Source organism: Pantoea sp. QMID4 (genome assembly GCF_030270445.1).
GTDB lineage: Bacteria > Pseudomonadota > Gammaproteobacteria > Enterobacterales > Enterobacteriaceae > Pantoea > Pantoea vagans.
Genome location: NZ_BSXL01000002.1, coordinates 189,393 through 214,659 on the forward strand (window position 1 = coordinate 189,393; position 25,267 = coordinate 214,659).

The following is a 25,267-nucleotide window of genomic DNA, read 5'->3' on the forward strand; positions in this document are numbered from 1 at the left end:
TCTCCGGACAGATCAGGCTTGCGCACGCTGATCGGCAAGTTGTTGGCGCAGACGTTTTTTGTCCACCTTGCCGACCGCGGTCAGCGGCAGGGCATCTACGCAGGTAATACGGTCGGGCAGCTTAAATTCGGCGACGCCCAGTTCACGCAGGTGACGACGCAGCGCCACCGGTTTCACCGGCTGACGGGTGACAATAAACGCACAGCTCTTTTCACCCATGAGTTCATCGCTCATAGAGACCAGCGCCGCGTGGATCACATCCGCATGGCGCTGCAGCAGGTTTTCAATCTCTTCAGCCGCGATCTTTTCGCCGCCCCGGTTGATCTGATCTTTCTCACGACCCTGCACAATGATGTTGCCAGCAGGGGTGATCTCAACCAGATCGCCAGAGCAGTAGAAGCCCTGGTCATCAAAGCTGGCGGCGTTATGTTCCGGGCTGTTGTAGTAGCCACGGAACGTGTAGGGGCCGCGGGTCATCAGGCGACCTATGGCACCTACTGGCAGTGGATGACCCAGTTCGTCTGCAACCCACACCTCGTCATCCGGTGAGATCGGACGACCCTGCGTGGTGAGAATGGTCTGTTCATCGTCATCCAGCCGGGTGTAGTTCACCAGACCTTCCGCCATCCCAAACACCTGCTGAAGGGTACAGCCGATCTCGTTCTGGATGCGCGCGGCCAGCGTTTCGCCCAGCTTTGCGCCACCGACCTGAATACGTTGTAGTGAGGCCAGGGCGGCATTGCTGCCCCATTCCTGGATCGCCTGCAGCCAGAGACTGGCCGCGGGTGGAACCAGGCCGGTATCAGTAACCTGATGTTTTTCAATCAGCGGGAAACAGAGAGTTGCGCTGGGGTCGGCCGCTAAGATCACCTGGCCGCCCGCGTAAAAGACGCCCAGCGCGCCCGGAGAACTCATCGGGAAATTATGCGCAGCGGGCAGGGCAATCAGGTAACGGGTATCTGCGGTGACCCCGCAGATCACGTCACTTTCCCGGATGCTGTAATAGTAATCATTGTGGGTACGCGGGATCAGTTTCGGGGTGCCGGTACTGCCGCCCGACAGCTGGAAAAAAGCGACGTCATCGCCTGCGGTCGGGGTTGCCCTGAACTCACCTGCGGGTTCTGCCAGCAGGGTGTCGAGACTGTTTTCCGCATGAGTGTCATTACGCAGGATCACCTGCTGCAGTGAATGCTGTTCCCGGCGAAGCTGCGTGATAAAGGCGTCATCGGCGAACAGGGGATGGCTGCGATCGGCAATCAACAGGCGCGGCGTAATCTGACTGGCATAGGCGGACAGTTCGGTACGCTGGTGGCTGAACAGGGCGTTAACCGGGGCGACGCCGATTTTGAACAGCGCAAACAGCGTCAGGTAAAATTCCGCCACATTACCAAGCTGCACCAGCGCCGTATCACCGGTTTTCAGTCCACGACGCTGCAGGGCCGCTGCCAGATTGTCACTCAGTGAGGCCAGCTGGCGATAGGTAAATTGCCGGCCGCCGTCAATCACCGCCACGCATTCGCTGTCGCGGTGACGTTCCAGGATGTCGGTCATCGGCAGATCCAGCCAGTACCCTTTTTCACGGTAACGTGCGGCCAGATCGTCCGGCCAGCGGCTGTAAGAAATCGTCATACAGGTTCCTTTAGTGCAATCCAAAAGCGCGAAGCATGGTGTCGAGTTTGATGCCGGTTTCGCGCCACTCTGATTCAGGTTGTGAGTCCGCCACAATGCCCGCCCCAGCAAACAGCCGGACCCGTGGACCATTCACCGTGCCGCAGCGGATGGTGACGACCCATTCGCCGTTGCCCTGATCGTCACACCAGCCGACGATGCCGCCAAACAGCTGGCGCTCAAACGGTTCGAGTTGCTGAATCAGCGCCTGAGCACGCTGATGCGGAAAGCCGCTGAGCGCCGGTGTCGGATGCAGCAGGCAGGCCAGAGACAGCGCATTTTCGCGGTCGTCCAGCACTTCACCCCGAATATGCGTGGCGAGGTGCCACAGTGTCGAGGTGGTCAGCAGGGAAGGGATTTCCGGGACCGACAGCAGGCGACTGCGCGGCTGCAGCGTCATGTGCATCGCATCCGTCACCAGTTTATGTTCATGCCGGTCTTTGGCTGACCGTATCAGACTGTCACCTGACGCCTGGTCACGCTGTGGGTCGCTGTTGCGCGGCGCTGAACCGGCCAGCGGACAGGAGCTGAACTGGCGGCCCTGCTTACGGATCATCAGTTCAGGGCTGGCACCCACCAGCGCGCCGCCATCGGGCAGCGGCAGATGAAAGTGATAGCTGTCAGGGTTCTGCGCCACGATGCGCTGCATCAGGGCGGCCGTATTGACCGGCTGTTCCGCCACGATATCCATCAGCCGGGACAGCACTACTTTATCCGGATCGCCGCGCTGCGTGGCTGCCACGGCCTGCTCAACCATGTCAGTGAAGGTGTCGTGATCCGGCAGCGCGGTACGGCGACGAACTTTTGGCAGATCGCTTTCAGCCAATGAGGCGCGGGCTTTCAGATCGTCACGTTGAAAGGTCTGATACGACTCAGGGATAAACAGTGCAGCGGGCTGATCCACATCGAACGGGATCGCACCCACCAGAATGGGATGGGTTATGCCCTGTTTTCTGGCCGAGGCAAAATGATGCTGCAGTTGTTGCTGAAACTGTCCGGTTAGCTGCTCGCCCTGGTTTACCGGAGCAGTGAGTGTCGTAAAACAGCCCTGAGTCGTCAGGCTTCGCCAGGGAGACGTAAACAGGAAGCCACGGCAGAGTGCCGGAAAATCCTGCAGCAGGGGATGTTCAAATGCCAGAGATTCCACCATAATTTCACCTATAAATGATAAGATAACTAATAATGATTATCATTTGTATTATGTTGCAGTAACCTACGTCGAATAGTCGAAGGTGTCAATCAATAAGCGGTGATTCAGCTGGTTTTGTTGGTTAAATCAGCACAAGTTGTCGCCCGGATTACCGGAGAGAAAAAGGATGAAAACAAATGACTAAACAGGGAGCAATGTCGGCGTTAGCGCTATTATTCCTGAGTATCACTCTGTTCAGCGTGACCGCTGTTGCACAGACCGGCTGGCCGCGAACCCTCGCGGGTGCAAAAGGTCAGGTCACCCTGACTCAGGCACCGACTCGCATTGTCTCGACCAGTGTCACGCTGACCGGATCGCTGCTGGCGATCGATGCGCCGGTGGTTGCCAGTGGCGCAACCGCACCCGGCAGCCGGCTGGCTGATGAGCAGGGATTCTTCCGGCAGTGGGGGCGTGTGGCGAAACAGCGTGGCGTAAAGCGGCTCTATATTGGTGAACCCAATGCGGAAGCGATTGCTGCGGAAGCGCCAGACCTGATTGTGGTCAGCGCTACCGGTAATGATTCAGCGATCAAACTGGCCGATCAGCTCTCGGCGATTGCGCCGGTACTGGTCGTCAACTATGACGATAAAAGCTGGCAGCAACTGGTGACGCTGCTGGGTGAGGCGACCGGACATGAGGCGGATGCCGCTGCCCGGATAAGCGAGTTCGACGCGCGTGAAAAGGTGCTGAAAGCAAAGCTGACACTGCCTCCGCAGCCGGTTTCTGCGATGGTGTGGAACGGGGATGGCCGGGCGGTGAATCTCTGGACGGAGGCATCGGCCCAGGGGAAGTTACTGCAGGAGCTGGGCTTCACGCTGGCAACGCCACCGGCGACGCTTCAGTCCGCTCACAGCATGGGACAGCGTAAAGATATTCTTCAGCTTTCAGGCGAAAATCTGGCGGAAAGCCTGAATGGACAAACTTATCTGCTGTTTGCCGCCGAAGATAATACTGCTGCGCAGGTAATGAGCAATGCTTTCCTGGCGCAGACCCCAGCGGTGCGCGCTAAAGCGGTCTATGCGCTGGGGCTGGATAGCTTTCGTCTCGACTACTACAGCGCCAGTAATTTACTGACACGGCTGGAAGCGCTGTTCGTGAAATCATGATGTGGCTTCGTCGGGGAGAGGCCGTTGATAGCGTCGCAGGCGGGCCATCAGCAGCCACATGATGAGACCCAGCACGGTGGCTGCCAGTCCAGAGAGGGCGGCTGCCTGCTGCGGCAACAGCAGTGAACCCATCGCGCCAATTATTGCTGCACCTATCGCATCGCCGGTGACATTCTGCGCTGTCCAGAGGCTGTTGATCCTGCCAAGCAGTGCATCGGGCGTCAGCGTCTGAATTAGCGCGTACTGCACCAGGCTGCTGATGGCACTGAAATAACCAAAGGCCACGAGGCAGATCAGACTCAGGCTGAACCACGGCATCAGGCTGAACAGAGCCAGTGCGACGAATGCCGCGATGGCACTGACCAGAATCAGGCGGCCCGGCTGTAGTGACTGCGCCAGCCGTCCGCTGGTCAGCGCGCCTGTCGCAGCACCCAGCGGCACGGCGGCGTACATCAGCCCCAGCTCCGTCAGACCGACCTGCCAGTGAGGTGCCAGCGCCGGATAGAGCACTCGCACCGCGCTGGCTAATGTCACCAGCGCGCCAGTCAGCGCTGCCATACCTACAATCGGCGTATCGAACAGGAAGCGGACGCCGCTGCTTAGTGCCTTTATGGGATGTTCACGCGGCTGTGGCGGTGGCGCAAGCTGTGGCAATCGCAACAGGGTTAACACCGTCAGCAGCGTGCCGAACGCGGCCAGCCCGTAGTTCCACGCCACACCGCCCTGAGCAATCAACATACCCGCAATCGCGGGTGACAGAATCGCGCCAAAGCGCACCGTCAGCATGGTAATGGCACCCGCCTTCATCAGATTCTCACGCCCGACCAGCGCCGGAGTGGCTGCCAGCAGCGCCGTGACGCCTATCGCGCCGAAAAAGCCATCCAGGAGTCCCAGCACGAAGACGGCGATGACCGACGGTGAAGGGAGCAGGGCATTTATACACAACGCGGCAACGCCCAGGCCACAAGTGGATCGGGCAAACAGGATCAGGCGACGGCGCTCATAGCGATCGGCCAGCACGCCGCCGGTCAGCAGGCCGATAAACATACCGGCTCCGGCCAGCGTCACCGCCAGTCCTACCAGCAGCGGTGATTGCGTCAGCTGCTGAATCTGAACCGGGACCGCCACCGCCAGCATGCCGAGAGCGACAATCGAGATAAAGCGGGCGATAAACAGGGCGCGAAAAGCGGGATGGGTTCTCAGCAGAGTGAGATCGATAAAATGGGAAGGTTTGTTCATAGCGTCGCTTTTTTGCACCCATTTTCCTCATTATTGAATCTGAGAGTCATGGTAACATACAAAAAAAGTTAATAACGATAACAAGTATCATTATCATAAATACTCGCAATTGCGGGCCATGTTGAATTCGTAAAGGTTTAAATGTTATGCGTCAACTCCGTGCAATAGCCGGTTCAGGGATGCTGCTATTGTTGCTTATCGCGCTCAGCCTGATGCTGGGTGCCAGACCTGTCCCCTTTCATGATGTCACACATGCCTTACTCTCCGACTGCAGCCGCGTCGATTGCGTGATCGTGCGCGATGCCCGGCTGCCGCGAACCCTGGCGGGACTGCTTGCCGGGATCAGTTTAGGTCTGGCGGGCGCACTGATGCAGAGCCTGACGCGCAATCCACTGGCCGACCCAGGCATTCTTGGTGTGAATGCCGGAGCGGGTTTTGCGGTGGTGCTCGGCATCGCCCTATCTGGCACCGATTCTCCAGCGGAATGGCTGGGTTTTGCGTTTACCGGTGCACTGCTGGCGTCGCTGCTGGTGGCGCTGACGGGGGCGATCGGGGGCGGTCGCGTAAATCCGCTGCGTCTGACGCTGGCAGGCGTGGCGCTGGGTGCGGTGCTGGAGGGCTTAACGTCTGGCCTGTCGCTGCTTAATCCCGATATTTACGATCATCTGCGTTTCTGGCACAGCGGCTCGCTGGATATCCGCAATGTCGCCATTCTGCGCACTGTCTTTCCGGCGGTCGTGGCCGGGAGCCTGCTGGCGCTGCTGCTGGCACGTTCGCTCAACAGCCTGAGTATGGGCGGAGATATGGCAGCCGCGCTGGGCACCCGTGTGATGCGTACTCAACTGGCAGGATTGCTGGCGATTGCACTGCTGAGCGGTGCGGCGACGGCGGCAGTCGGACCCATCGCCTTTGTCGGGTTAATGACACCGCATCTGGCCCGCTGGCTGCTGGGAAACGATCATCGCTGGATGCTGCCGGGGACCCTTGTGATCACTCCCTGTCTGCTGCTGGCGGCCGATATTCTGGGACGGCTGCTGGTGCCGGGTGAACTGCGCGTGTCAATTGTCACGGCCATTCTCGGTGCGCCGATGCTGATTGTGCTGGTGCGCCGTAAGCTGGGAAGAGGGGAGATATGACACGGACGATGATCAATGCGCTGCTGCTGCTGATGGCCTGCGGGTTGCTGGCTTTTCTGGGCGTTACGCGCGGCACCTTACCGATCTCCGCCAGCCAGTTATGGGCACTTATCAACGGCGAGGCGGCACGCAATGTTCAGTTGATTGTGCTGGAGTGGCGTCTGCCGCGCGTCATGATGGCGCTACTGATTGGTGCGGCGCTGGGCGTCAGCGGGGCGATTTTTCAGTCGCTGCTGCGTAACCCGCTGGGCAGTCCCGATATTCTGGGTTTTAACACCGGCGCTTACAGCGGTGTACTGGTGGCGCTGGTGCTGTTCCAGCAAAACATGGAAGGGATGACGCTGGCGGCGCTGGCAGGCGGGCTGCTCACGGCGGGTGTGGTCTGGCTGTTCAGCTGGCGCAACGGCGTGGAGACCTTTCGGCTGATTATTGTCGGCATCAGCGTGCGGGCACTGCTGATGGCGCTGAACAGCTGGCTGATTATCAGTGCTTCACTGGAGGCGGCGCTGAGCGCCGGGCTCTGGAGTGCCGGTTCACTTAACGGCATTACCTGGGCGAAAACCATGCCGGTGATCGCCGTGCTGCTGCTGGCGCTGCTGGCAACAGGCATGCTGGCCCGCCACATGCGACTGCTGGAGATGGGTGACGACACGGCCTGCGCACTGGGCGTTCCGGTTGAGCGCAGCCGCCTCATGCTGATGCTGACGGGCGTTATCCTCACCGCCGCCTCGACGGCGCTGGTCGGCCCGATCTCCTTCATTGCGTTACTGGCACCGCAGATTGCGCGGCGACTCAGTGGTGGCACTAAAGGCGCGCTGCCGCTGATTGCCTTGTGTGGCGCGCTGCTGTTGACCGCCGCGGATTACGCCGCGCAGCACTTTTTCCTGCCTTATCAGCTGCCGGTTGGCGTAATCACGGTCAGCCTGGGCGGACTCTATCTGATTGCGCTACTGGTGCGGGAGGCACGACGCCAATGAAAGTGACAACACGTTTGCAGGGCGACGCGCTGACGCTGGGCTATGACAAAAAAATCGTGGCGGAGAATCTCTCTGTGGCGATCCCTGACGGTGAGCTGACCGTGATCATCGGTCCCAACGCCTGCGGAAAATCGACGCTGCTGCGTACCCTAAGCCGCCTGGTCTCGCCGCTGCAGGGCGAGGTACTGCTGGATGGCAATACCATTGCTCACTACGCCACCAAAGAGGTGGCACGCCGGCTGGGACTGCTGCCGCAAAGCTCGAACGCGCCTGCGGGTATCAGCGTCAGCGAACTGGTGGCGCGCGGGCGTTATCCGCACCAGTCGTTGTTCGGGCGCTGGCGACAGGAAGATGAGGCAGCGGTGCAGCAGGCTATGCAGGCCACCGGCGTGGCCGATTTAGCGCAGCAGCAGGTTGATACGCTCTCTGGCGGTCAGCGGCAGCGGGTGTGGATTGCGATGGTGCTGGCTCAGCAGACACCGCTATTGCTGCTGGATGAACCGACCACCTGGCTGGATATCGCCCATCAGATTGAACTGCTGGAATTAATGCAGGATCTCAATCAGCAGCATGGCCGAACGCTGGTGGTGGTGCTGCACGATCTTAATCAGGCGTGCCGTTACGCCAGCCACCTGATAGCGATGCGCGACGGGAAAATCATTGCCGAAGGGAAACCGGTGGAGATTGTGACGCCGGAACTGATAGAAGCGATCTACGGCCTGCGCTGCATTATCATTAACGATCCGGTGGCCGGGACGCCGATGATTGTGCCGCTGGGCAGGGGCTGACCCGCGCCTTCCCCGGGTTGAGAAGGTGCGGGGTCAGGACGGCTCAGGGATTAAGAGCCGCCAGACACTGCTGCAGTCGCGGGCCAATCTGCTCGAACATGCGCGGTGAGATGATCTCGACGTGCGCACAGTCCAGCGGCCAGACGGTCAGTTCACCGACCCAGGGCGCCCAGGCGCGACGCGCATCCTGACCGGGCTGCTGGGTCTGTTGCGCCAGGAACAGCGTGGCGTGTCCCCCGAAGCGGGCGCTGCGTGCCGTCGCCAGCAGGCGCACCGAACTGGCATAGTTGGCTTCAATGGTGGTAAACAACGCCGCCATCCCTTCACCGGCCTGCTCGCGCTGTGCTGCGATAAACTGCTCACGCTCACGATTAACCTCTGCCAGCACCGCCGGGTCCAGCACGTTTTCGCCGCGCCTTTCGTCCCAGTTCTGCGTCTCTGGCGGCCAGGTATCCAGCAGCCCGAGGAAGGCGACCGTTTCACCTTCGGCCTCCAGCCGCGCGGCGATACCCTGTGCCAGCGTGCCGCCCAGTGAATAGCCCAGGAAATAGTAGGGCCCCTCTGGCTGCTGCTGGCGCACCGTTGCCAGATGTGCGTCACACACTGCATCAAGGTGCTGCGCCTGATTCAGCGGGCTGGTAATGTCGGGTGACTGAATACCGAGCAGCGACCAGCGGGCATCCAGATAGCGCTGCAACACGCTGAACTGCCAGGCAAAACCGGAGGCGGGATGGAAGCAGAACAGGGTCGGGCCGGTAGTGCGACGCAGCGGCAAGACCGCCTCAAATCCGGCGCGGCCTGTCTCCGCGGGTTCACCGCTAAGCAGATCAGCCAGCTTTTCTGCCGTGGCTGCCACCATAATCTGGCCCACTGACACCGGCTGATTCAGCGTCCGCCGCAGCTGTGCCGCCAGCCGCATCGCCAGCAGCGAATGGCCACCCAGCGCAAAAAAATCATCCTGCGCGCTGACGGACTCACGTTCCAGCAGCGTGGCGAACGCCTGCGCCAGGGTGGTTTCCAGACCAGGGTGCGGTGCACGACCGGCAGCCGCTGTCCGGGTCTGTGGCAGCGGCAGCGCTTTGCGATCCAGCTTACCGTTGCTGCTGAGCGGTAATGCCGCCAGCTGAACAATTGCCACTGGCACCATATGCGCGGGCAACTGTGTCGCCAGCGTCTGGCGCATGACGTCGGCATCAATCGGGCCATCTGCCACTACATAGCCGACCAGCTGGCGGGCATCACCCTGCTGGTCGCTGCTGCTGCCCAGTACCACTGCATGCGTCACGGCCTGCACAATGTCAGGCAGCGCAGCCATGGCATGATCGATCTCATTCAGCTCGATGCGCTGTCCGCGGATTTTAAGCTGATCGTCGCTGCGGCCCAGATACTCAACCGCACCATCCGGCAGCCAGCGTGCCACATCCCCGGTGCGGTACATGCGGGTGCCGAGACCCCACGGATCGGCCACAAACCGGCTGGCCGTGAGGTCGGGACGATCCAGATAACCCTGTGCCAGCTGCACGCCGGTCAGCCAGAGATCGCCCGCCACGCCAGGCGGCACCGGCTGCAGGCGCGCATCCAGAATGCGTAAGCCGGTGTTCCAGACCGGGAAGCCAATCGGCACGCTGGCACCGTCGACGGCCGTCAGCGCGGGTCCGAAAGCCGGGTAGAAGCTGACATCAACTGCCGCTTCAGTCGGGCCATAAAGGTTATGCAAGGGCACCCGGGTCAGCGTCTGCCACTGGCGTGACAGCTCAGCGGGCAGTGCTTCACCACTGCAGAACACCTGCCGCAGGGTGGTACACCTTGCTATCGCGTTGTCATCCTGCAGCGAGGCAACAAAGGCCGCCAGCATCGAGGGAACAAAATGGGTGGTGGTCACGCGGTAGCGGGCAAACAGCTGCTGTAGCGCTTCCGGGTCGCGGTGGGCATCAGGCGGTGCCATCACCAGCTGTGCGCCAGCGATCAATGGCCAGAAGAACTCCCACACCGAGACATCAAAGCTGCTCGGCGTTTTCTGCAGCACGACATCATCACCGCCGAGCGGATAGCGATCCTGCATCCACAGCAGCCGGTTGACGATCGCCTCATGACTGACCAGCACGCCTTTTGGCCGACCGGTCGAACCAGAGGTATAGATGAGGTAAGCGCCATCATGCGGACGCGGAGCCTGTGTCAGCACGCGATCAACCGGGGTTAACAGCGCGTCGTAAAACAGCGGCGCAACCGGTGAGAGAGCCGCCAGCCTGTCTGCCAGTTCGTGGCAGGTGATCAGCGTTTTCGGCGCGGCATCTTCCAGCATCATCTTCAGCCGATCGTCCGGGTAGCCGGTATCAAGCGGCAGCCAGGTTGCGCCTGTGCTGACAATCGCCTGCAGTGCCAGCGATAAAAAGACCGAGCGCGGCAGCGCCACGGCGACGATGTCACCTCGCGTCACACCCTGCGCAATCAGCTGTTCTCCCAGCGCGGCGACCTGCTGCTGCATCTGCTGATAATTAAGCTGATGCGCCTCATCCGCCAGCGCCACGGCGTGCGGCGTACGCTGCGCCTGCAGCCGCAGCAGGCTGCTTAGCGTCTCTGCAGGCAGCATCACAGCGGTCTGATTGATCGCTGCCAGCTGCTGATGTTCTTCCGGCATCAGCATATCCAGCTCGCCACAGGCGCACGCTGGCCGGACGGCAAGCTGCTGAAGCAGCAGACCAAAGCGGCTGGCATGTTGCTTCAGTACGGTTTCGCTGTAGCGCGCTGCATTGGCCAGTAATTCCAGCGTCAGGTCGCCCTGTTCGCTGAGGTAGATAGCAATCTCCAGATCGCGAACCGGACCTGACGCCAGCTGATGAGTGATGCCTTCAATGCCGGCGAAATCGAGCTGATAGTCGAACATCTTCAGGTTAATCACCGGCCCATAGAGCGGAGCGCTGTCACCCAATCGGCCCAGATCGCGCTGCACCTGCTCAGCGTCGTAACGCTGATGACGGCGCATTTTTCTGACCTCGCTCGCCAGCTGCTCGGCCAGTGCCGTCAGCGGCTGCGCCGGATCGTAATGGATCGCCATAGGCAATACGTTGATCACCGGACCGGTGGCGCAGAGCGCGGCCGAGCCGATGCGGCGCATAAAGATGAAACCGGCGGCAAAGTCGTTCTGACCGGTGAGGCGCGCCAGCCACAGCGCCACCAGTGCAAAGGCGGTGTCCGCCGCGCTGAGATTCTGCTGCTGAGTATGCGTCAGCAACGCCTGAAAGGTGTGTCGCTCCACGGCAAATGTGTGTCGCAGCAGGTCGGTGCTGGCACTCTGACCCGCCAGTGGCAGCGAGGATAATGAGGCGGGCGAAGGTAATTTCGCCCCTTTTTCCAGCCAGAACTGACGATCGCGCTGCCAGGTCGAAGAGTGCTGATAGCGCTGATACTCGTCGACGACCTCGCTGAACGGGACAAAGGGGCTTGGCTCCGGTGTGTCGCCGTACTGCCAGGCGCTGTAGAGATGGGCGATACGGCGGGTCAGGGCGGTGAAGCTGAAACCATCGACCACCAGATGATGGTAGCGCTGATACCAGTACCAGTGATCCTCGCCCAGCCGAAGCAGGCTGTGATGATAGAGCGGCGCACCGCTCAGCACCCGCAGATCGCCGGACATATCCTGCTGCATCAGCGCCCGTGCTGCCGCCGCCGGATCGGCGGCATCGCGCAGATCGATTATTTCAGGCTCGCGAAAATGCTGGGGGGCAGGCCACTGCAGCGGTTCACCCTCCTGCTCGCCAAAGGCCATATTCAGCGTGTCCGCTTCCTGCATGCCGGCAACGATGGCGCGAGACAGCAGCGCGCTGTTCAGCGCACCACGCAGCTCAACGAAATGCGCCACGGCGTAGGCATTGGAATAGGGGGATAACTGGTCAGCGATCCAGATGCCGGGCTGAGCGGCCACCAGCGGCAATGTTTTTTGCTTTGTCAGCGGGTTCAGAGTGGTCTCAGACATTGCGGCTCCCACTGTCCTGCGTCATAACCGGACGGATATCGTGCCAGTTTTCATTCAGCCAGCTCAGGCAACGGGCCTGTGGTTCGGGCCCATAAACAGGCTGCCACCCTGGCGGAACCGCACAAAAGGCGGGCCATAAACTGTACTGCTGCTGATCGTTTTTCAGCACCTGACAATCCTGCTGGGGATCGTCGAAAGGATTGAGTTGTTGCATGTTGGTCTCCTGTCCGAAGTCGTCGGGCGCGTTAACGCCGCTCTCCTGCGTATCCTTTTTCTTTTAATGGCGCACAGGCGGCGGGATATCAGTGGGTTATGACGATTGCCACATAGCTTTGAGGCCTGCCAGCAGCCCGCCGCGCCAGCACAGCGCATCGTGACCACCTTCAACCGGGTGGTAGCTGACCTGATGTCCTGCCACAGTCAGATCGCGCTGAAAGTGCTCGTTTGCCGCCAGAATCAGTCGTTCGCGCCGTCCCGCCTCCAGATAAAAGCGGCGAGAGGGCGCCTGCAGCAAACCCTGCTGTAACTGCTCCGGCAGCCAGCCATTCGGGTCGCCGCGCGCGGGCCACCAGAACGAACCGGAAAGACTGACGGCTCCCGCAAAGGTTTCCGGCCAGTTCAGGGTGGCGTAAGCGGCAGAAAGGCCGCCAAAACTCTGTCCGGCCACCAGCGTGCTGTCGGCCCGGAACGATGCCCACTGCTGAATTTGTGGTAACAGCTCATGCTGAATCGCCAGCCAGAAATCAGGATTACAGGTCAGCTCACGCGTGCGGTGTTCGCGGTCAATGATGTCGATCATGACATAGACCGCAGGAGGCAGTTCGCCTGCCTCAGTGAGTTCCTGAAGCGGACCGGCAACCGGCATGCTGTGCGCCCAGAACTGACCATCCAGCAGCAGTGCCAGCGGACGATCGGCAGCGTCTGCCTCGCCGGTGACATAAAGCCAGACCTGACGCTGATTGCCCAGCCGCTGGCTGCGCCACAGATGCTGCTGCAGCGGAATAGCGGCGGCGCGACCTTCATCAACTGCACGCCACACCTGCTGCTCAGGTGCAAGCGGCAGATGCAGCGGCGAGACGCTCATGCCACGCCCGGCCGACCAGCTCCGCAGCGGATTGAGCGGATCGCTTTGTGCCTGCCGGAATTTCTGCCCCCACCACTGGCGCAGAGCCTGCATATCAGCCTGTCCGGTAAACGTCTCTGTCTGGTTGTCAGGGATCAGGCAGTAGCTGCCGCGCCAGTCAGCGGGCAGGGTAGTTTGCCACCACCAGACATCGGTATCAGGAACAGGTGTTAAGGAAGAAGGTGAGGCTGTGTGATGATGATCGGTTACACCGGTAATGTTGATCCAGACGCGCCGGGTATCAGAGTACAGCGGGTCGCCCTGCGGATCACGCCAGAAAAAAGTGACCTGACAGGTGCCCTTTTCGGCGGGTTCAATCAGGGGAATGCCCTGTTGCTGCAGATTATGCCACCAGCGTTCGCTGCCGGTCTCTTCGTTTAACCACGCCATTCGCGCCATGATTCAGTCACACTTACTTAGGGTCATGCATGTTACAGATAATAGTATTGATAATTATTTGCATTTGCAATAGGGTGTTTCCGCTCAACAGGGAGCGCACGCATTCTCTCTGCCGCATCGGATTTCAGACGAACGCAATACGGTTCTGAAGCGGGTGTGGCGGGAGGGTTAATGCGTTGCAGGCAAGGTTATGACCTTTTTACCGGTAAGCCGGCAGTGGCACGCTCGCTGGCACTCCAGGAACAGAAAAATGAAAAAGTTATCCCGGCTTTCGTTAGCCATTATGCTTGAACTGGGTTTTACTGCCTCTCTCATTTCTGCTGGCGCAGTGGCTGCCGAAGCCCACAGCGACCCGGCAATCAACAACACGTCAGATACGATCCACGACGGCACCATGATGGTCACCGCCGCTGAGCAGACGCTGCAGGCGCCAGGCGTGTCGACGATTACCGCCGACGAAATCAAAAAACATCCGCCTGCGCGCGACGTTGCCGAAATCATCCGCACCATGCCCGGTGTCAACCTGACCGGTAACTCCACCAGCGGCCAGCGCGGTAACAACCGTCAGATCGATATCCGTGGTATGGGGCCGGAAAATACCCTGATCCTGATCGATGGCCTGCCGGTGACCAGTCGCAATTCGGTGCGGCTTGGCTGGCGTGGCGAGCGCGACACACGCGGCGACACTAACTGGGTACCGCCAGAGATCATTGACCGCATTGACGTCATCCGCGGTCCGGCAGCGGCCCGCTACGGCAATGGTGCGGCGGGTGGTGTGGTCAATATCATCACCAAAAAAGAGATGGATAATCAGTGGCACGGCTCGTGGAGCGCCTATTATAACGTGCCGCAACATAAGGAGGAGGGCGCGACGCGGCGTACCAACTTCAGTCTTGAAGGACCGTTAGGCGACGATGTCAGTTTCCGGCTCTATGGCGGTCTGGCAAAAACGCAGGCCGATGCTTACGACATCAATGAAGGTCACGCCGCTGACCGCACCGGTAGTTATGCAGGATCCTACCCGGCCGGCCGGGAAGGTTCAGTCAATAAAGACATTCATAGCCTGCTGCGCTGGGCGTTTGCACCCATGCAGGCGCTGGAAGTGGGGGCCGGTTACAGCCGTCAGGGCAACCTCTATGCTGGCGACACCCAGAACACCAATACCAACGCGCTTGTGAAAAGCAAATATGGCGACGAGACCAACCGGCTCTATCGGCAGAACTTTTCGGTTAAGTGGACCGGTGCCTGGGATAATGGCATCAGCACCAATACCTATGCGCAATATGAAAACACCCGCAACTCGCGCCTGAATGAAGGGCTGGCGGGCGGCACTGAAGGTATCTTTTCCAACAGCAACTTCAACACCATCCAGCTGGATGATGTGTTGCTGCACAGCGAGATCAGCGTGCCGTTTGAGTGGCTGGTGAATCAGACCGCCACCTTTGGCACAGAATGGAATCAGCAGCGGATGAAGGATCCATCCTCGACAACGCAGGCCGCCAGCTACGGTTCGATTCCGGGTATCGCCACCACCGGACGCTCTCCCTATTCGCAGGCGGAGATCTTCTCACTGTTTGCGGAAGACAATATTGAGCTGACCGACAGCACCATGCTGACGCCCGGCCTTCGCTTCGATCACCATTCGATTGTCGGCGATAACTGGAGCCCGTCGCTCAACCTCTCACAGGGATTAGGCGATGAGTTCACCCTGAAAATGGGCATTGCGCGTGCTTATAAAGCGCCGAGCCTTTACCAGACCAACCCGAACTATCTGCTTTACAGCAATGGTCAGGGGTGCGCGGCCAGTACCGGTGCCTGTTATCTTATGGGTAATGATGACCTGAAAGCGGAAAACAGCATCAACAAAGAGATTGGACTGGAATGGAAGCGCAACGGCTATCAGGCGGGTCTGACCTGGTTCCGCAACGACTACCGGAACAAGATTGAGGCAGGCACGGTTCCCACCGGCACCGCGTCTAACGGCAAAACCGACATTTACAAATGGGAAAATGTGCCAAAAGCGGTGGTTGAAGGGCTGGAAGGTACGGTTAACGTCCCGTTCTCCGACAGCGTAACGTGGAACAACAACTTCACGTATATGCTGCAAAGCAAAAATAAAGAGACCGGCGATCGCCTGTCAATTATTCCGGCGTATACGCTCAACTCGACGCTGAGCTGGCAGGCGATGCAGGATCTGTCTCTCCAGACAACCCTGACCTGGTACGGTAAACAGGTACCGAAGAAGTATGACTATAAGGGTAACGCCGTTACCGGCAGCGCTACCGATCAGGTCAGCCCCTATTCGGTGGTGGGGATGAGCGGCACCTATGATATTAATCAGTATGCCAGCGTTACCGTCGGCATCGACAACCTGTTCGACAAGCGTCATTTCCGTCAGGGCAATGCGCAGACTACCGGCAATGCCACCACTGGCGCTTATCTCTACGGCGCAGGAGCCAATACCTTTAATGAATCGGGCCGCACATTTTATATGAGTGTGAACACCCGCTTCTGATCGGTTCAGCCATAAAAAAACGCAGCAGGCTGATCGCCCGCTGCGTTTTTTATCGTTGCTTTATCAGTTGTTCTGGTTGATATCGCGGTAGAGTCGGCTTTCAAAACGCACCAGTGGGATGCGGCGGGTACGTTGATCTTCCGGCGGCACTGCATAACCGGAGAGGAACTGAACAAATGCCACGCGTGCACCACTGGACGTGGTAATAAAGCCCGCCAGATTATAGACGCCCTGCAGTGAACCGGTTTTCGCCGATACTTTGCCATCCAGTCCCGCCTCATGCAGCCCGCCGCGATACTGTAACGTGCCGTCATAACCCGCCAGCGGCAGCATCGAAATATAATCCAGCGTGTTGTCATTCTTCGCAATGAACTGCAACACCTGCATCATGGTTTGCGGCGAAATCAGATCGTGGCGCGACAGACCGGAGCCATCGACCTGAATGCTGTTGCCCATATCGACATTGGCTTTAGCTTTCAGGATACGGCGGACAGCATCCTGTCCGGCGCGGAATGTACCGGGCACGTTGAAGTAGTGATGACCAATGGTGCGGAAGACCGTGTCGGCTATCATGTTGTCTGACTTCTTCAGCATGGTGTGCAGCAGCGTGTGCAGCGGTGCAGACTGGGTCGATGCCAGTACGGTACCTGGCTCCGTGACCTGCGTCTGGCGTACCAGATGGCCACTGTAGTCTATTTCAGATGACCGCAGCTCTGCCTTAAGGATTTCACCCGCCCACGCCGCGCCATCCTGCACCGCAAAGGCCAGTGGCAGCGGTTCGGCACGCTGGCGCATACAGCCTGTCAGGGTGTAGCGGTTTAGCTCACCCGGAACCACATCCAGTTCGCAGTATTGTCCTTCACCGCTGTTACGGCCGATGGTGCGGACCTGGCTGTACATATGCGCCGGATAATAGGACGCGATGCGCACAAACGCATTTTCACCCGGCGTATTAGCGCTGTAGAGCGACACCGAGAAGCAGTTTTTATCCACAATCGCGGCACCCGGCGGGGCGCTGAAGCACTGGGTCATATCGTTCCACGGCCAGCCCGGTGCCATGTCATGACTGGCAAAAACCGAGGTGTCGATAACCAGGTTGCCTTTGATATGGTTAATGCCCTGCTTCTTTATCGCCGCGACCATGTTGCGCAGATCCTGACGGCTTAACGTCGGATCACCGCCGAAACGTGCGACTAAATCGCCGTTCAGGGTGCCATCTATAATGGCACCCCGGGTCTCAAACGTGGTCTGAAAACGGAAGTCGCCACCCAGTTCCAGTAATGCCGCCAGCGCCGTTACCACTTTCATGGTACTGGCGGGCAGAGCCATCTGTTTGCCGTGGTAATCAATGATCGGTGTTGATGCACCCACTTTCTGAACCATCAGCGCCAGATTGGCGCCATCTGGCAGGTACTGCATGTATTCATCAACTGGCGCTGCGTGTGCCTGCAGCATAAATGCGCAGCTTAATCCGGTAACAAGTCGTGAAAATCGCATAATCTCGCGGTAACTGGCAGGTGAGGGCGTCAATACTACGTCGCTGGGCGGTGCAAAGTAAACGATGACCCGCAGGGAACTCTGGGGTAAAATACGTATCAAATTGCAAAACTCTTTTCTGGCCCGGAAGCATCTCCGGGTCAGGATTCTTTTATTTGCAAAAACGGGCTAATGCGCCGCAGAGCGCTTTTTCTGCGGTCACCGGTCAGGATGACATCGTTAAACAGGAAAGAGGGCGAGGAGCTTAAATGAATCAGATTCCGATGACGTTAAGAGGCGCTGAAAGATTGCGCGAAGAGCTGAACGAGCTGAAAACCGTGAAGCGCCCGCGCATTATCGCCTCTATCGCTGATGCACGCGAACATGGCGATTTAAAAGAGAACGCGGAATATCACGCTGCGCGTGAAGAGCAGGGCTTTTGTGAAGGCCGTATCCAGGAGATTGAAGCCAAACTCTCCAATGCGCAGGTTATCGATGTTACGCAGATGCCGAAAACCGGCCGCGTGATCTTCGGTGCCACGGTGACCGTGCTGAACATCGAGACCGACGAAGAAGCTACGTATCGCATCGTGGGCGATGACGAAGCGGACTTTAAGCAAAATCTGATTTCGGTCAATTCGCCAATGGCGCGTGGCCTGGTGGGTAAAGAGGCCGATGATGTGGCTATCGTAAAAACCCCGGGCGGCGACGTTGAGTATGAGATCCTGAAGGTGGAATACCTTTAAGATGTTGCTACGCTTTGAAAAGCGTTTAAGCACAATGTAAAGAAAGGAAAAAGGCCGCATTGCGGCCTTTTATCTGAGGTAAGAGCATGTCACTTTCTTTGCCCACTTAGCGTGGCAGAGAAATTTTGCTCTCTTTAGAGGGGCGATACAGCACCAGCGTTTTGCCGATCACCTGTACGTTGCTGGCACCGGTCTCACGCACGATAGCCTCGACGATCAGCTGTTTCGTTTCACGGTCTTCAGAGGCGATTTTTACCTTGATCAGTTCGTGATGCGACAGAGCCTGCTCGATTTCGGCCAGCACGCCTTCAGTCAGGCCATTGCCACCCAGCATAACCACTGGCTTGAGCGGATGGGCGAGGCCCTTGAGGTGCTGTTTTTGTTTGGTACTTAGATTCATCGTAGTTTTTTACTTACTCAGGGATTGAAAACGGTTCATTCTACCGCCATCTCGGGTATATCACCAAATCGACGCAACCCATTGCGTGCAGGTTTATCGCTACGATGACGATTTAACTGGAATTATTATGACGGGTAAAAAGCGTTCGGCCAGCTCCAGCCGCTGGCTTCAGGAACACTTTAGCGATAAATATGTGCTTCAGGCGCAGAAAAAAGGGTTGCGTTCACGCGCCTGGTTTAAACTTGATGAAATACAACAGGGTGACAAGCTTTTCAAACCTGGCATGACCGTGGTAGATCTGGGTGCTGCACCTGGTGGCTGGTCGCAGTATGTGGTTCAGCAAATCGGGAATAAAGGGCGCATCATTGCCTGTGATATCCTGCCAATGGATCCGATAGTCGGTGTCGATTTCCTTCAGGGCGATTTTCGTGAAGAATCGGTGATCAATGCGCTGCTTGAGCGCGTTGGCGATCAGAAAGTTCAGGTTGTCATGTCCGATATGGCACCGAATATGAGTGGTACACCTGCCGTAGATATTCCCCGGTCGATGTATTTAGTGGAACTGGCGCTGGAGATGTGTCGGGATATCCTGGCACCTGGCGGTAGTTTTGTAGTGAAAGTGTTTCAGGGAGATGGCTTCGATGAATACCTGCGGGAAATTCGCTCCCTGTTTACGAAAGTAAAAATTCGTAAGCCGGACGCTTCACGTTCACGTTCACGTGAAGTGTACATTGTGGCGACTGGGCGCAAACTATAACCAAATTGCTGGAGACGTCCGCAGCTTTGCTGCGATTCCATGTATGCAGGATCTATAGTACCCTACGCTATCTGTTAACACCGTTGTAATATGAGGTTAATCCCTTGAGTGACATGGCGAAAAACCTGATTCTCTGGTTAGTCATCGCGGTCGTGCTGATGTCAGTATTCCAGAGCTTTGGGCCCAGCGAGTCAAATGGCCGTCGGGTTGATTATTCAACCTTCCTGTCGGAAGTGAACCAGGATCAGGTCCGCGAGGCACGTATTAACGGGCGTGAAATTAACGTCATTAAAAAAGACAGCAATAAATACACGACCTACATTCCTGTCAACGATCCCAAGTTGCTCGATAACCTCTTGACCAAAAACGTCAAAGTGGTTGGCGAACCGCCGGAAGAGCCAAGCCTGCTGGCTTCCATCTTCATTTCGTGGTTCCCGATGCTGCTGCTGATCGGTGTGTGGATCTTCTTTATGCGTCAGATGCAGGGCGGCGGCGGTAAAGGCGCGATGTCCTTCGGCAAAAGCAAAGCCCGCATGTTGACAGAAGACCAGATTAAAACCACTTTCGCCGACGTCGCGGGTTGCGACGAAGCGAAAGATGAAGTGGCTGAGCTGGTGGAATATCTGCGCGAGCCGAGCCGTTTCCAGAAGCTGGGCGGTAAAATTCCAAAAGGCGTTCTGATGGTGGGGCCGCCGGGTACCGGTAAAACCCTGCTGGCAAAAGCGATTGCCGGCGAAGCCAAAGTGCCTTTCTTCACCATCTCCGGTTCTGACTTTGTGGAAATGTTTGTCGGTGTCGGCGCATCCCGTGTGCGCGACATGTTCGAACAGGCCAAGAAAGCCGCACCGTGCATCATCTTCATTGATGAGATTGACGCCGTCGGTCGTCAGCGTGGCGCCGGTTTAGGCGGTGGTCATGATGAACGTGAGCAGACGCTGAACCAGATGCTGGTTGAGATGGATGGTTTCGAAGGTAACGAAGGAATTATCGTTATCGCCGCAACTAACCGTCCTGACGTACTGGACCCTGCGCTGCTGCGTCCAGGCCGCTTTGACCGTCAGGTTGTGGTCGGTCTGCCAGACGTACGTGGTCGTGAGCAGATCCTGAAAGTGCATATGCGCCGTGTGCCACTGGCAACCGACATTGATGCTGCAATCATTGCACGTGGTACGCCAGGCTTCTCAGGTGCCGATCTGGCTAACCTGGTGAACGAAGCCGCGCTGTTCGCCGCTCGTTCAAACAAGCGCGTGGTGTCGATGGTTGAGTTCGAGAAAGCGAAAGACAAAATCATGATGGGTGCGGAACGTCGCTCCATGGTGATGACGGAATCGCAGAAAGAGTCAACGGCCTATCACGAAGCGGGCCACGCTATTATTGGCCGCCTGGTGCCAGAGCATGATCCGGTGCATAAAGTCACGATTATCCCGCGCGGCCGTGCGCTGGGTGTGACCTTCTTCCTGCCTGAAGGCGACGCGATTAGCGCCAGCCGTCAGAAACTGGAAAGCCAGATCTCAACGTTGTACGGCGGTCGTCTGGCAGAAGAGATCATCTATGGTGTTGAACATGTTTCTACCGGCGCGTCCAACGACATTAAAGTCGCGACGAATCTGGCACGTAACATGGTGACGCAGTGGGGCTTCTCTGAAAAACTGGGTCCGTTGCTGTATGCAGAAGAAGAGGGTGAAGTGTTCCTTGGACGTTCTGTCGCGAAAGCGAAACATATGTCTGATGAAACAGCCCGCATCATCGACCAGGAAGTTAAGCACCTTATCGACAGCAACTACCAGCGTGCTCGTCGCATTCTGGGTGAGAACATGGACATCCTTCACGCGATGAAAGACGCGCTGATGAAGTATGAAACCATTGATGCACCACAGATCGACGACCTGATGGCACGCCGCGAAGTGCGTCCGCCAGCGGGCTGGGAAGATTCAGGCAGCAACTCAGACAGCAACGGTACGCCAAAAGCGCCACGTCCGGTTGATGAACCGCGTACGCCGAATCCAGGCAATACCATGTCAGAGCAGTACAACAAATAAGACGCTTTTTCGTCAGACAAAACCCCGGCTGGTCCGGGGTTTTTTACATCCAGATATTGATCAGCAAGGAGTTTTCACCATGAAGTTGTTTGCCCGTGATTCCCATCTCGATTTATCTTTTCCTCATGTGATGGGCATTCTGAATGTCACGCCGGACTCCTTTTCAGATGGTGGTAAACATAACGCGCTGGTCGATGCGCTGACGCATACCAATGAGATGGTGAATGCCGGCGCAACCATTATCGATGTAGGCGGCGAATCAACCCGTCCCGGGGCTGATGAGGTCAGTGTGGAGGAGGAACTGGAGCGGGTCATTCCGGTGATCGATGCCATTGCCCAGCGTTTCGAAGTCTGGATTTCAGTAGACACTTCTAAAGCTGACGTTATCCGGGAAGCCGCGCGAGTGGGTGCTCACATCATCAACGATGTCCGCTCACTCTCTGAGCCAGATGCGCTGGAAGCCGCAGTGGCTGCTGGTCTTCCTGTCTGCCTGATGCATATGCAGGGTGAACCGCGCACCATGCAACAGGCACCGGTTTACAAAAACATCTTAAGCGAAGTGGACACTTACTTCGCTCAGCAGATTGCGCGTTGCGAAGCGGCGGGAATGAAAAAAGAGCAGCTGATACTCGACCCGGGCTTCGGTTTCGGTAAAAATCTCAGCCACAATTATGAACTGCTGGCTCATCTCAGCGATTTTCACCACTTTGGTCTGCCACTACTGGTGGGGATGTCGCGTAAATCGATGATTGGCCAGTTGTTAAATGTCGGCCCGTCACAGCGTTTAACCGGCAGCCTGAGCTGCGCGGTGATTGCTGCCATGCAGGGCGCGCAGATTATTCGCGCCCATGACGTAAAAGAGACGGCCGAAGCGATGCGCGTGGTCGAAGCGACCCGAAGAGCAAAAGGAGCATCATGAGTAATCGTAAATATTTCGGTACAGACGGCATTCGCGGCAAAGTCGGTGAAACACCTATCACGCCTGATTTCGTCCTGAAGCTGGGCTGGGCCGCGGGTAAAGTACTGGCGCGCCACGGTTCCAAGAAGATCATCATCGGCAAAGATACCCGTATCTCTGGCTACATGCTGGAGTCTGCGCTGGAAGCGGGTCTCGCCGCCGCAGGCCTGACCGCTGCGTTTACCGGTCCGATGCCGACCCCCGCCATCGCCTATCTTACCCGTACCTTCCGCGCTGAGGCGGGCATCGTTATTTCAGCGTCGCATAATCCGTTTGACGACAACGGCATTAAATTCTTCTCGTCCGAAGGCACTAAACTGCCTGATGACGTGGAAGAAGCGATTGAACTGGAGATGGAAAAACCGATCACCTGCGTGGAATCAGCCCAGTTAGGCCGCGCCAGCCGCATTGTCGATGCAGCAGGGCGATACATTGAGTTCTGTAAGGGGACTTTCCCCAGCGAACTCAATCTGAATGGCCTGAAAATTGTGGTCGACTGTGCCAATGGTGCGACTTACCACATTGCGCCGAATGTCCTGCGCGAACTGGGCGCAACCGTCATCGCAATCGGTGTGCAGCCAGACGGCATGAACATCAACAAAGAGTGCGGTGCGACCGATCTTAAACTGCTGCAGCAACGCGTCCTGGCAGAAAAAGCGGATATTGGCCTGGCTTATGACGGTGACGGCGACCGCATCATGATGATTGACCATCTGGGTGACAAAGTTGACGGCGACCAGATCCTTTACATCATCGCGCGTGAAGCCCTGCGTCAGGGACAGTTACGTGGCGGTGTAGTGGGTACGCTGATGAGCAACATGGGCCTGGAATTAGCGCTGAAACAGCTCGGCATTCCGTTTACCCGTGCCAAAGTCGGTGACCGATATGTGCTGGAGAAGATGCAGGAGAAGGGCTGGCGTCTCGGCGCGGAGAACTCCGGTCATGTAATCCTGCTGGATAAAACCACCACCGGTGATGGTATCGTTGCAAGTTTGCAAGTGCTCACTGCTATGGTGCGTAACCACATGAGCCTGCACGATCTCTGCAGCGGCATGAAGATGCTGCCGCAGGTTCTGGTCAACGTACGTTTCGCGGGCGAGCATGACCCGCTGCAAAGTGACGCCGTGAAAACGGTCACCGCCGACGTTGAAAAAGCGCTGGCGGGTCGCGGACGCGTTCTGTTGCGTAAGTCAGGCACTGAGCCGCTGATTCGTGTGATGGTCGAAGGCGAAAATGAGGCGCAGGTCACCGAACTGGCTAATCGCATTGCCGATCAGGTCAAAGCGGTTTAAACCTCTCAAAGGCGGTTCTCATAATGCTGAACCGCCTGTAAAATCACCGGGATGGCGCTTTTTTCTGCAATCAGTTTGCGTAAGAAAAATTGCACTTGCAGAGATATGCGCCTTTGGTTAGTATTCACACCCGCTTCTGATGGGTGATGACGAGACGCCCCATCAATACTGGTTGAAGCTTTAACTGTACGATTATCGTGCAAGGAACAGGTTGAATATGTACGAAGCTCTTTTAGTTGTTTTCCTTATTGTAGCTATCGCCCTCGTGGGTATGATCATGCTGCAGCAAGGCAAAGGCGCTGATATGGGAGCCTCATTCGGTGCAGGCGCATCCGGTACGGTGTTTGGTTCTTCGGGTTCAGGTAATTTCATGACCCGTACTACTGGCATCTTAGCGGCACTGTTCTTCATCATCAGCCTGGTTCTGGGTAATCTGAACAGCAATAAAGCCTCGAAAGGAAGCGAGTGGGAAAATCTTTCTGCGCCGGCGCAGTCTTCTCAACAGACTGAAAAGCCAGCTCAACCGGTTACACCGGGCAGCGATATTCCTAAGTAAGGTCGTCAGCACAACGAATCGTTGTGGTCAGTGCAGTGCCGTGGTGGTGGAATTGGTAGACACGCTACCTTGAGGTGGTAGTGCCCGATTGGGCTTACGGGTTCAAGTCCCGTCCTCGGTACCAAATAGCAGTATCTCTTGCATTTTATGCAGGTCTGGCGTATTATTCGCCACGTTTTCGGACGCGGGGTGGAGCAGCCTGGTAGCTCGTCGGGCTCATAACCCGAAGGTCGTCGGTTCAAATCCGGCCCCCGCAACCAATTTTCCCTTTGAGTTCTTTTTCAAATATACTGTATGCATCGACGGACGCATTCACGGCTATTTTTTGAAAGAAAATTCTTTGGATGGAGTCCGGGCCGCATTGCGGCATACAGGGTCCAGTGACTAAAAGCCCCGACTATTCGGGGTTTTTTGTTATTAGCGAATCGTAATACTGGGCTATAGGCCCTTTTTTTATGTCTTGGGGGTGGGCTTGTCCACATTAGAGCAAAAATTGACAGAGTTGGTATCGGCTCCCGTAGAAGCGCTGGGTTACGAACTGGTTGGAATTGAATTCGTTCGTAGTCGCACATCTATCCTGCGCATCTATATTGATAGTGAAGATGGCATCAATGTCGATGATTGCGCCGATGTCAGCCACCAGGTAAGTGCGGTAATGGATGTTGAAGATCCGATTACGGTACCTTACAACCTTGAAGTCTCTTCACCGGGACTCGATCGTCCTCTGTTCACTGCAGAACACTACGCCCGCTTTATGGGTGAAGAAGTGAGTCTGGTGTTGCGTATGGCCGTTCAGAACCGCCGTAAATGGCAGGGAACCATCAAGTCAGTTGATGGCGAGATGATCACGGTGCACGTTGAGGGTAGCGATGAAGTGTTCGCGCTGAGTAATATTCAGAAAGCGAACCTGGTCCCCCACTTTTAAAAGTC

General features: G+C 57.4%; 20 protein-coding genes and 2 tRNA genes. 14 read left to right on the forward strand and 8 right to left on the reverse strand.

From position 1 onward, the window contains the following. Positions 1 to 12 precede the first annotated feature (12 nt). Together QSK07_RS05740 and QSK07_RS05745 are read right to left on the reverse strand one after the other, a co-directional pair. On the reverse strand, positions 13 to 1,629 hold the full coding sequence (locus QSK07_RS05740; protein WP_285721075.1) for a (2,3-dihydroxybenzoyl)adenylate synthase: 1,617 nt from the start codon (positions 1,627 to 1,629) through the stop codon (positions 13 to 15). A 10-nt stretch (positions 1,630 to 1,639) separates the two neighbouring features. Beyond that, the gene (locus QSK07_RS05745; RefSeq protein ID WP_285721076.1) at positions 1,640 to 2,818 is read right to left on the reverse strand and encodes an isochorismate synthase; all 1,179 of its coding nucleotides are present in this window, start codon (positions 2,816 to 2,818) and stop codon (positions 1,640 to 1,642) included. 176 nt (positions 2,819 to 2,994) lie between these two features. Here QSK07_RS05745 and fepB point away from each other — a divergent pair, with 176 nt between their 5' ends. Beyond that, positions 2,995 to 3,963 (forward strand): Fe2+-enterobactin ABC transporter substrate-binding protein, encoded by a 969-nt coding sequence (gene fepB, locus QSK07_RS05750; RefSeq protein WP_285721077.1) that lies wholly within the window; start codon positions 2,995 to 2,997, stop codon positions 3,961 to 3,963. On the opposite strand, the gene entS is transcribed toward fepB, so the two are convergent. After that, on the reverse strand, positions 3,958 to 5,202 hold the full coding sequence (gene entS / locus QSK07_RS05755; RefSeq protein ID WP_285721078.1) for an enterobactin transporter EntS: 1,245 nt from the start codon (positions 5,200 to 5,202) through the stop codon (positions 3,958 to 3,960). The two genes, fepB and entS, sit on opposite strands and share 6 nt — an antisense overlap. A gap of 146 nt (positions 5,203 to 5,348) precedes the next feature. Here entS and fepD point away from each other — a divergent pair, with 146 nt between their 5' ends. From fepD to QSK07_RS05770, 3 genes are read left to right on the forward strand one after another with little or no spacing between them, the layout of a single operon-like run. Then, positions 5,349 to 6,338: a Fe(3+)-siderophore ABC transporter permease gene (gene fepD / locus QSK07_RS05760; RefSeq protein ID WP_285721079.1), complete on the forward strand. Its 990-nt coding sequence runs from the start codon at positions 5,349 to 5,351 to the stop codon at positions 6,336 to 6,338. After that, complete coding sequence (fepG, locus tag QSK07_RS05765; protein ID WP_285721080.1) at positions 6,335 to 7,315, forward strand: iron-enterobactin ABC transporter permease; 981 nt, start codon at positions 6,335 to 6,337, stop codon at positions 7,313 to 7,315. Before fepD ends, fepG begins: the two co-directional genes overlap by 4 nt. Next, complete coding sequence (locus QSK07_RS05770; protein WP_285721081.1) at positions 7,312 to 8,103, forward strand: ATP-binding cassette domain-containing protein; 792 nt, start codon at positions 7,312 to 7,314, stop codon at positions 8,101 to 8,103. Before fepG ends, QSK07_RS05770 begins: the two co-directional genes overlap by 4 nt. 43 nt (positions 8,104 to 8,146) lie before the next feature. Here QSK07_RS05770 and QSK07_RS05775 read toward each other — a convergent pair whose 3' ends face one another. The 3 genes from QSK07_RS05775 to fes form a co-directional block, all read right to left on the reverse strand. Next, positions 8,147 to 12,076 carry an enterobactin synthase subunit F gene (locus tag QSK07_RS05775; RefSeq protein WP_285721082.1) on the reverse strand — a complete coding sequence of 1,310 codons (3,930 nt, stop codon included), beginning with the start codon at positions 12,074 to 12,076 and terminating at the stop codon, positions 8,147 to 8,149. Continuing rightward, positions 12,069 to 12,290 (reverse strand): MbtH family protein, encoded by a 222-nt coding sequence (locus tag QSK07_RS05780; RefSeq protein ID WP_275220341.1) that lies wholly within the window; start codon positions 12,288 to 12,290, stop codon positions 12,069 to 12,071. Before QSK07_RS05780 ends, QSK07_RS05775 begins: the two co-directional genes overlap by 8 nt. A gap of 96 nt (positions 12,291 to 12,386) precedes the next feature. Beyond that, the gene (gene fes / locus QSK07_RS05785) at positions 12,387 to 13,598 is read right to left on the reverse strand and encodes an enterochelin esterase (RefSeq protein ID WP_098051675.1); all 1,212 of its coding nucleotides are present in this window, start codon (positions 13,596 to 13,598) and stop codon (positions 12,387 to 12,389) included. Between the two features lie 250 nt (positions 13,599 to 13,848). On the opposite strand from fes, the gene QSK07_RS05790 reads away from it, so the two are divergent. Beyond that, entirely contained in the window at positions 13,849 to 16,113 is a 2,265-nt protein-coding gene (locus QSK07_RS05790; RefSeq protein ID WP_285721083.1) for a TonB-dependent siderophore receptor, read from the forward strand. A gap of 63 nt (positions 16,114 to 16,176) precedes the next feature. Here the strand turns inward: QSK07_RS05790 and dacB are convergent, their stop codons facing one another. Next, complete coding sequence (gene dacB, locus QSK07_RS05795) at positions 16,177 to 17,610, reverse strand: serine-type D-Ala-D-Ala carboxypeptidase (protein WP_010251813.1); 1,434 nt, start codon at positions 17,608 to 17,610, stop codon at positions 16,177 to 16,179. 248 nt (positions 17,611 to 17,858) lie between these two features. Here dacB and greA point away from each other — a divergent pair, with 248 nt between their 5' ends. Further along, complete coding sequence (gene greA / locus QSK07_RS05800) at positions 17,859 to 18,335, forward strand: transcription elongation factor GreA (RefSeq protein ID WP_098051673.1); 477 nt, start codon at positions 17,859 to 17,861, stop codon at positions 18,333 to 18,335. 106 nt (positions 18,336 to 18,441) lie between these two features. Here the strand turns inward: greA and yhbY are convergent, their stop codons facing one another. Next, positions 18,442 to 18,735 carry a ribosome assembly RNA-binding protein YhbY gene (gene yhbY, locus QSK07_RS05805; RefSeq protein ID WP_010251809.1) on the reverse strand — a complete coding sequence of 98 codons (294 nt, stop codon included), beginning with the start codon at positions 18,733 to 18,735 and terminating at the stop codon, positions 18,442 to 18,444. Positions 18,736 to 18,862: 127 nt separating this feature from the next. Here yhbY and rlmE point away from each other — a divergent pair, with 127 nt between their 5' ends. The 8 genes from rlmE to rimP all read left to right on the forward strand — a co-directional run bounded on the left by rlmE (position 18,863) and on the right by rimP (position 25,262). Next, a complete protein-coding gene (gene rlmE / locus QSK07_RS05810) occupies positions 18,863 to 19,492 on the forward strand; it encodes a 23S rRNA (uridine(2552)-2'-O)-methyltransferase RlmE (RefSeq protein ID WP_013359905.1) in 630 nt (209 codons plus the stop codon). A 113-nt stretch (positions 19,493 to 19,605) separates the two neighbouring features. Continuing rightward, on the forward strand, positions 19,606 to 21,531 hold the full coding sequence (ftsH, locus tag QSK07_RS05815) for an ATP-dependent zinc metalloprotease FtsH (protein ID WP_285721084.1): 1,926 nt from the start codon (positions 19,606 to 19,608) through the stop codon (positions 21,529 to 21,531). Between the two features lie 79 nt (positions 21,532 to 21,610). Continuing rightward, positions 21,611 to 22,450, forward strand: a complete 840-nt coding sequence (folP, locus tag QSK07_RS05820) for a dihydropteroate synthase (RefSeq protein WP_285721085.1) — start codon at positions 21,611 to 21,613, stop codon at positions 22,448 to 22,450. Then, positions 22,447 to 23,781, forward strand: a complete 1,335-nt coding sequence (glmM, locus tag QSK07_RS05825; protein ID WP_013359908.1) for a phosphoglucosamine mutase — start codon at positions 22,447 to 22,449, stop codon at positions 23,779 to 23,781. Before folP ends, glmM begins: the two co-directional genes overlap by 4 nt. A 217-nt stretch (positions 23,782 to 23,998) precedes the next feature. After that, the gene (gene secG, locus QSK07_RS05830) at positions 23,999 to 24,337 is read left to right on the forward strand and encodes a preprotein translocase subunit SecG (RefSeq protein ID WP_003851074.1); all 339 of its coding nucleotides are present in this window, start codon (positions 23,999 to 24,001) and stop codon (positions 24,335 to 24,337) included. 37 nt (positions 24,338 to 24,374) lie between these two features. After that, positions 24,375 to 24,461: transfer RNA gene (locus QSK07_RS05835), tRNA-Leu, on the forward strand. Between the two features lie 59 nt (positions 24,462 to 24,520). After that, positions 24,521 to 24,597 (forward strand) — tRNA-Met (locus QSK07_RS05840). A 212-nt stretch (positions 24,598 to 24,809) separates the two neighbouring features. Then, the gene (gene rimP / locus QSK07_RS05845) at positions 24,810 to 25,262 is read left to right on the forward strand and encodes a ribosome maturation factor RimP (RefSeq protein WP_275220348.1); all 453 of its coding nucleotides are present in this window, start codon (positions 24,810 to 24,812) and stop codon (positions 25,260 to 25,262) included. Positions 25,263 to 25,267: the final 5 nt, after the last annotated feature.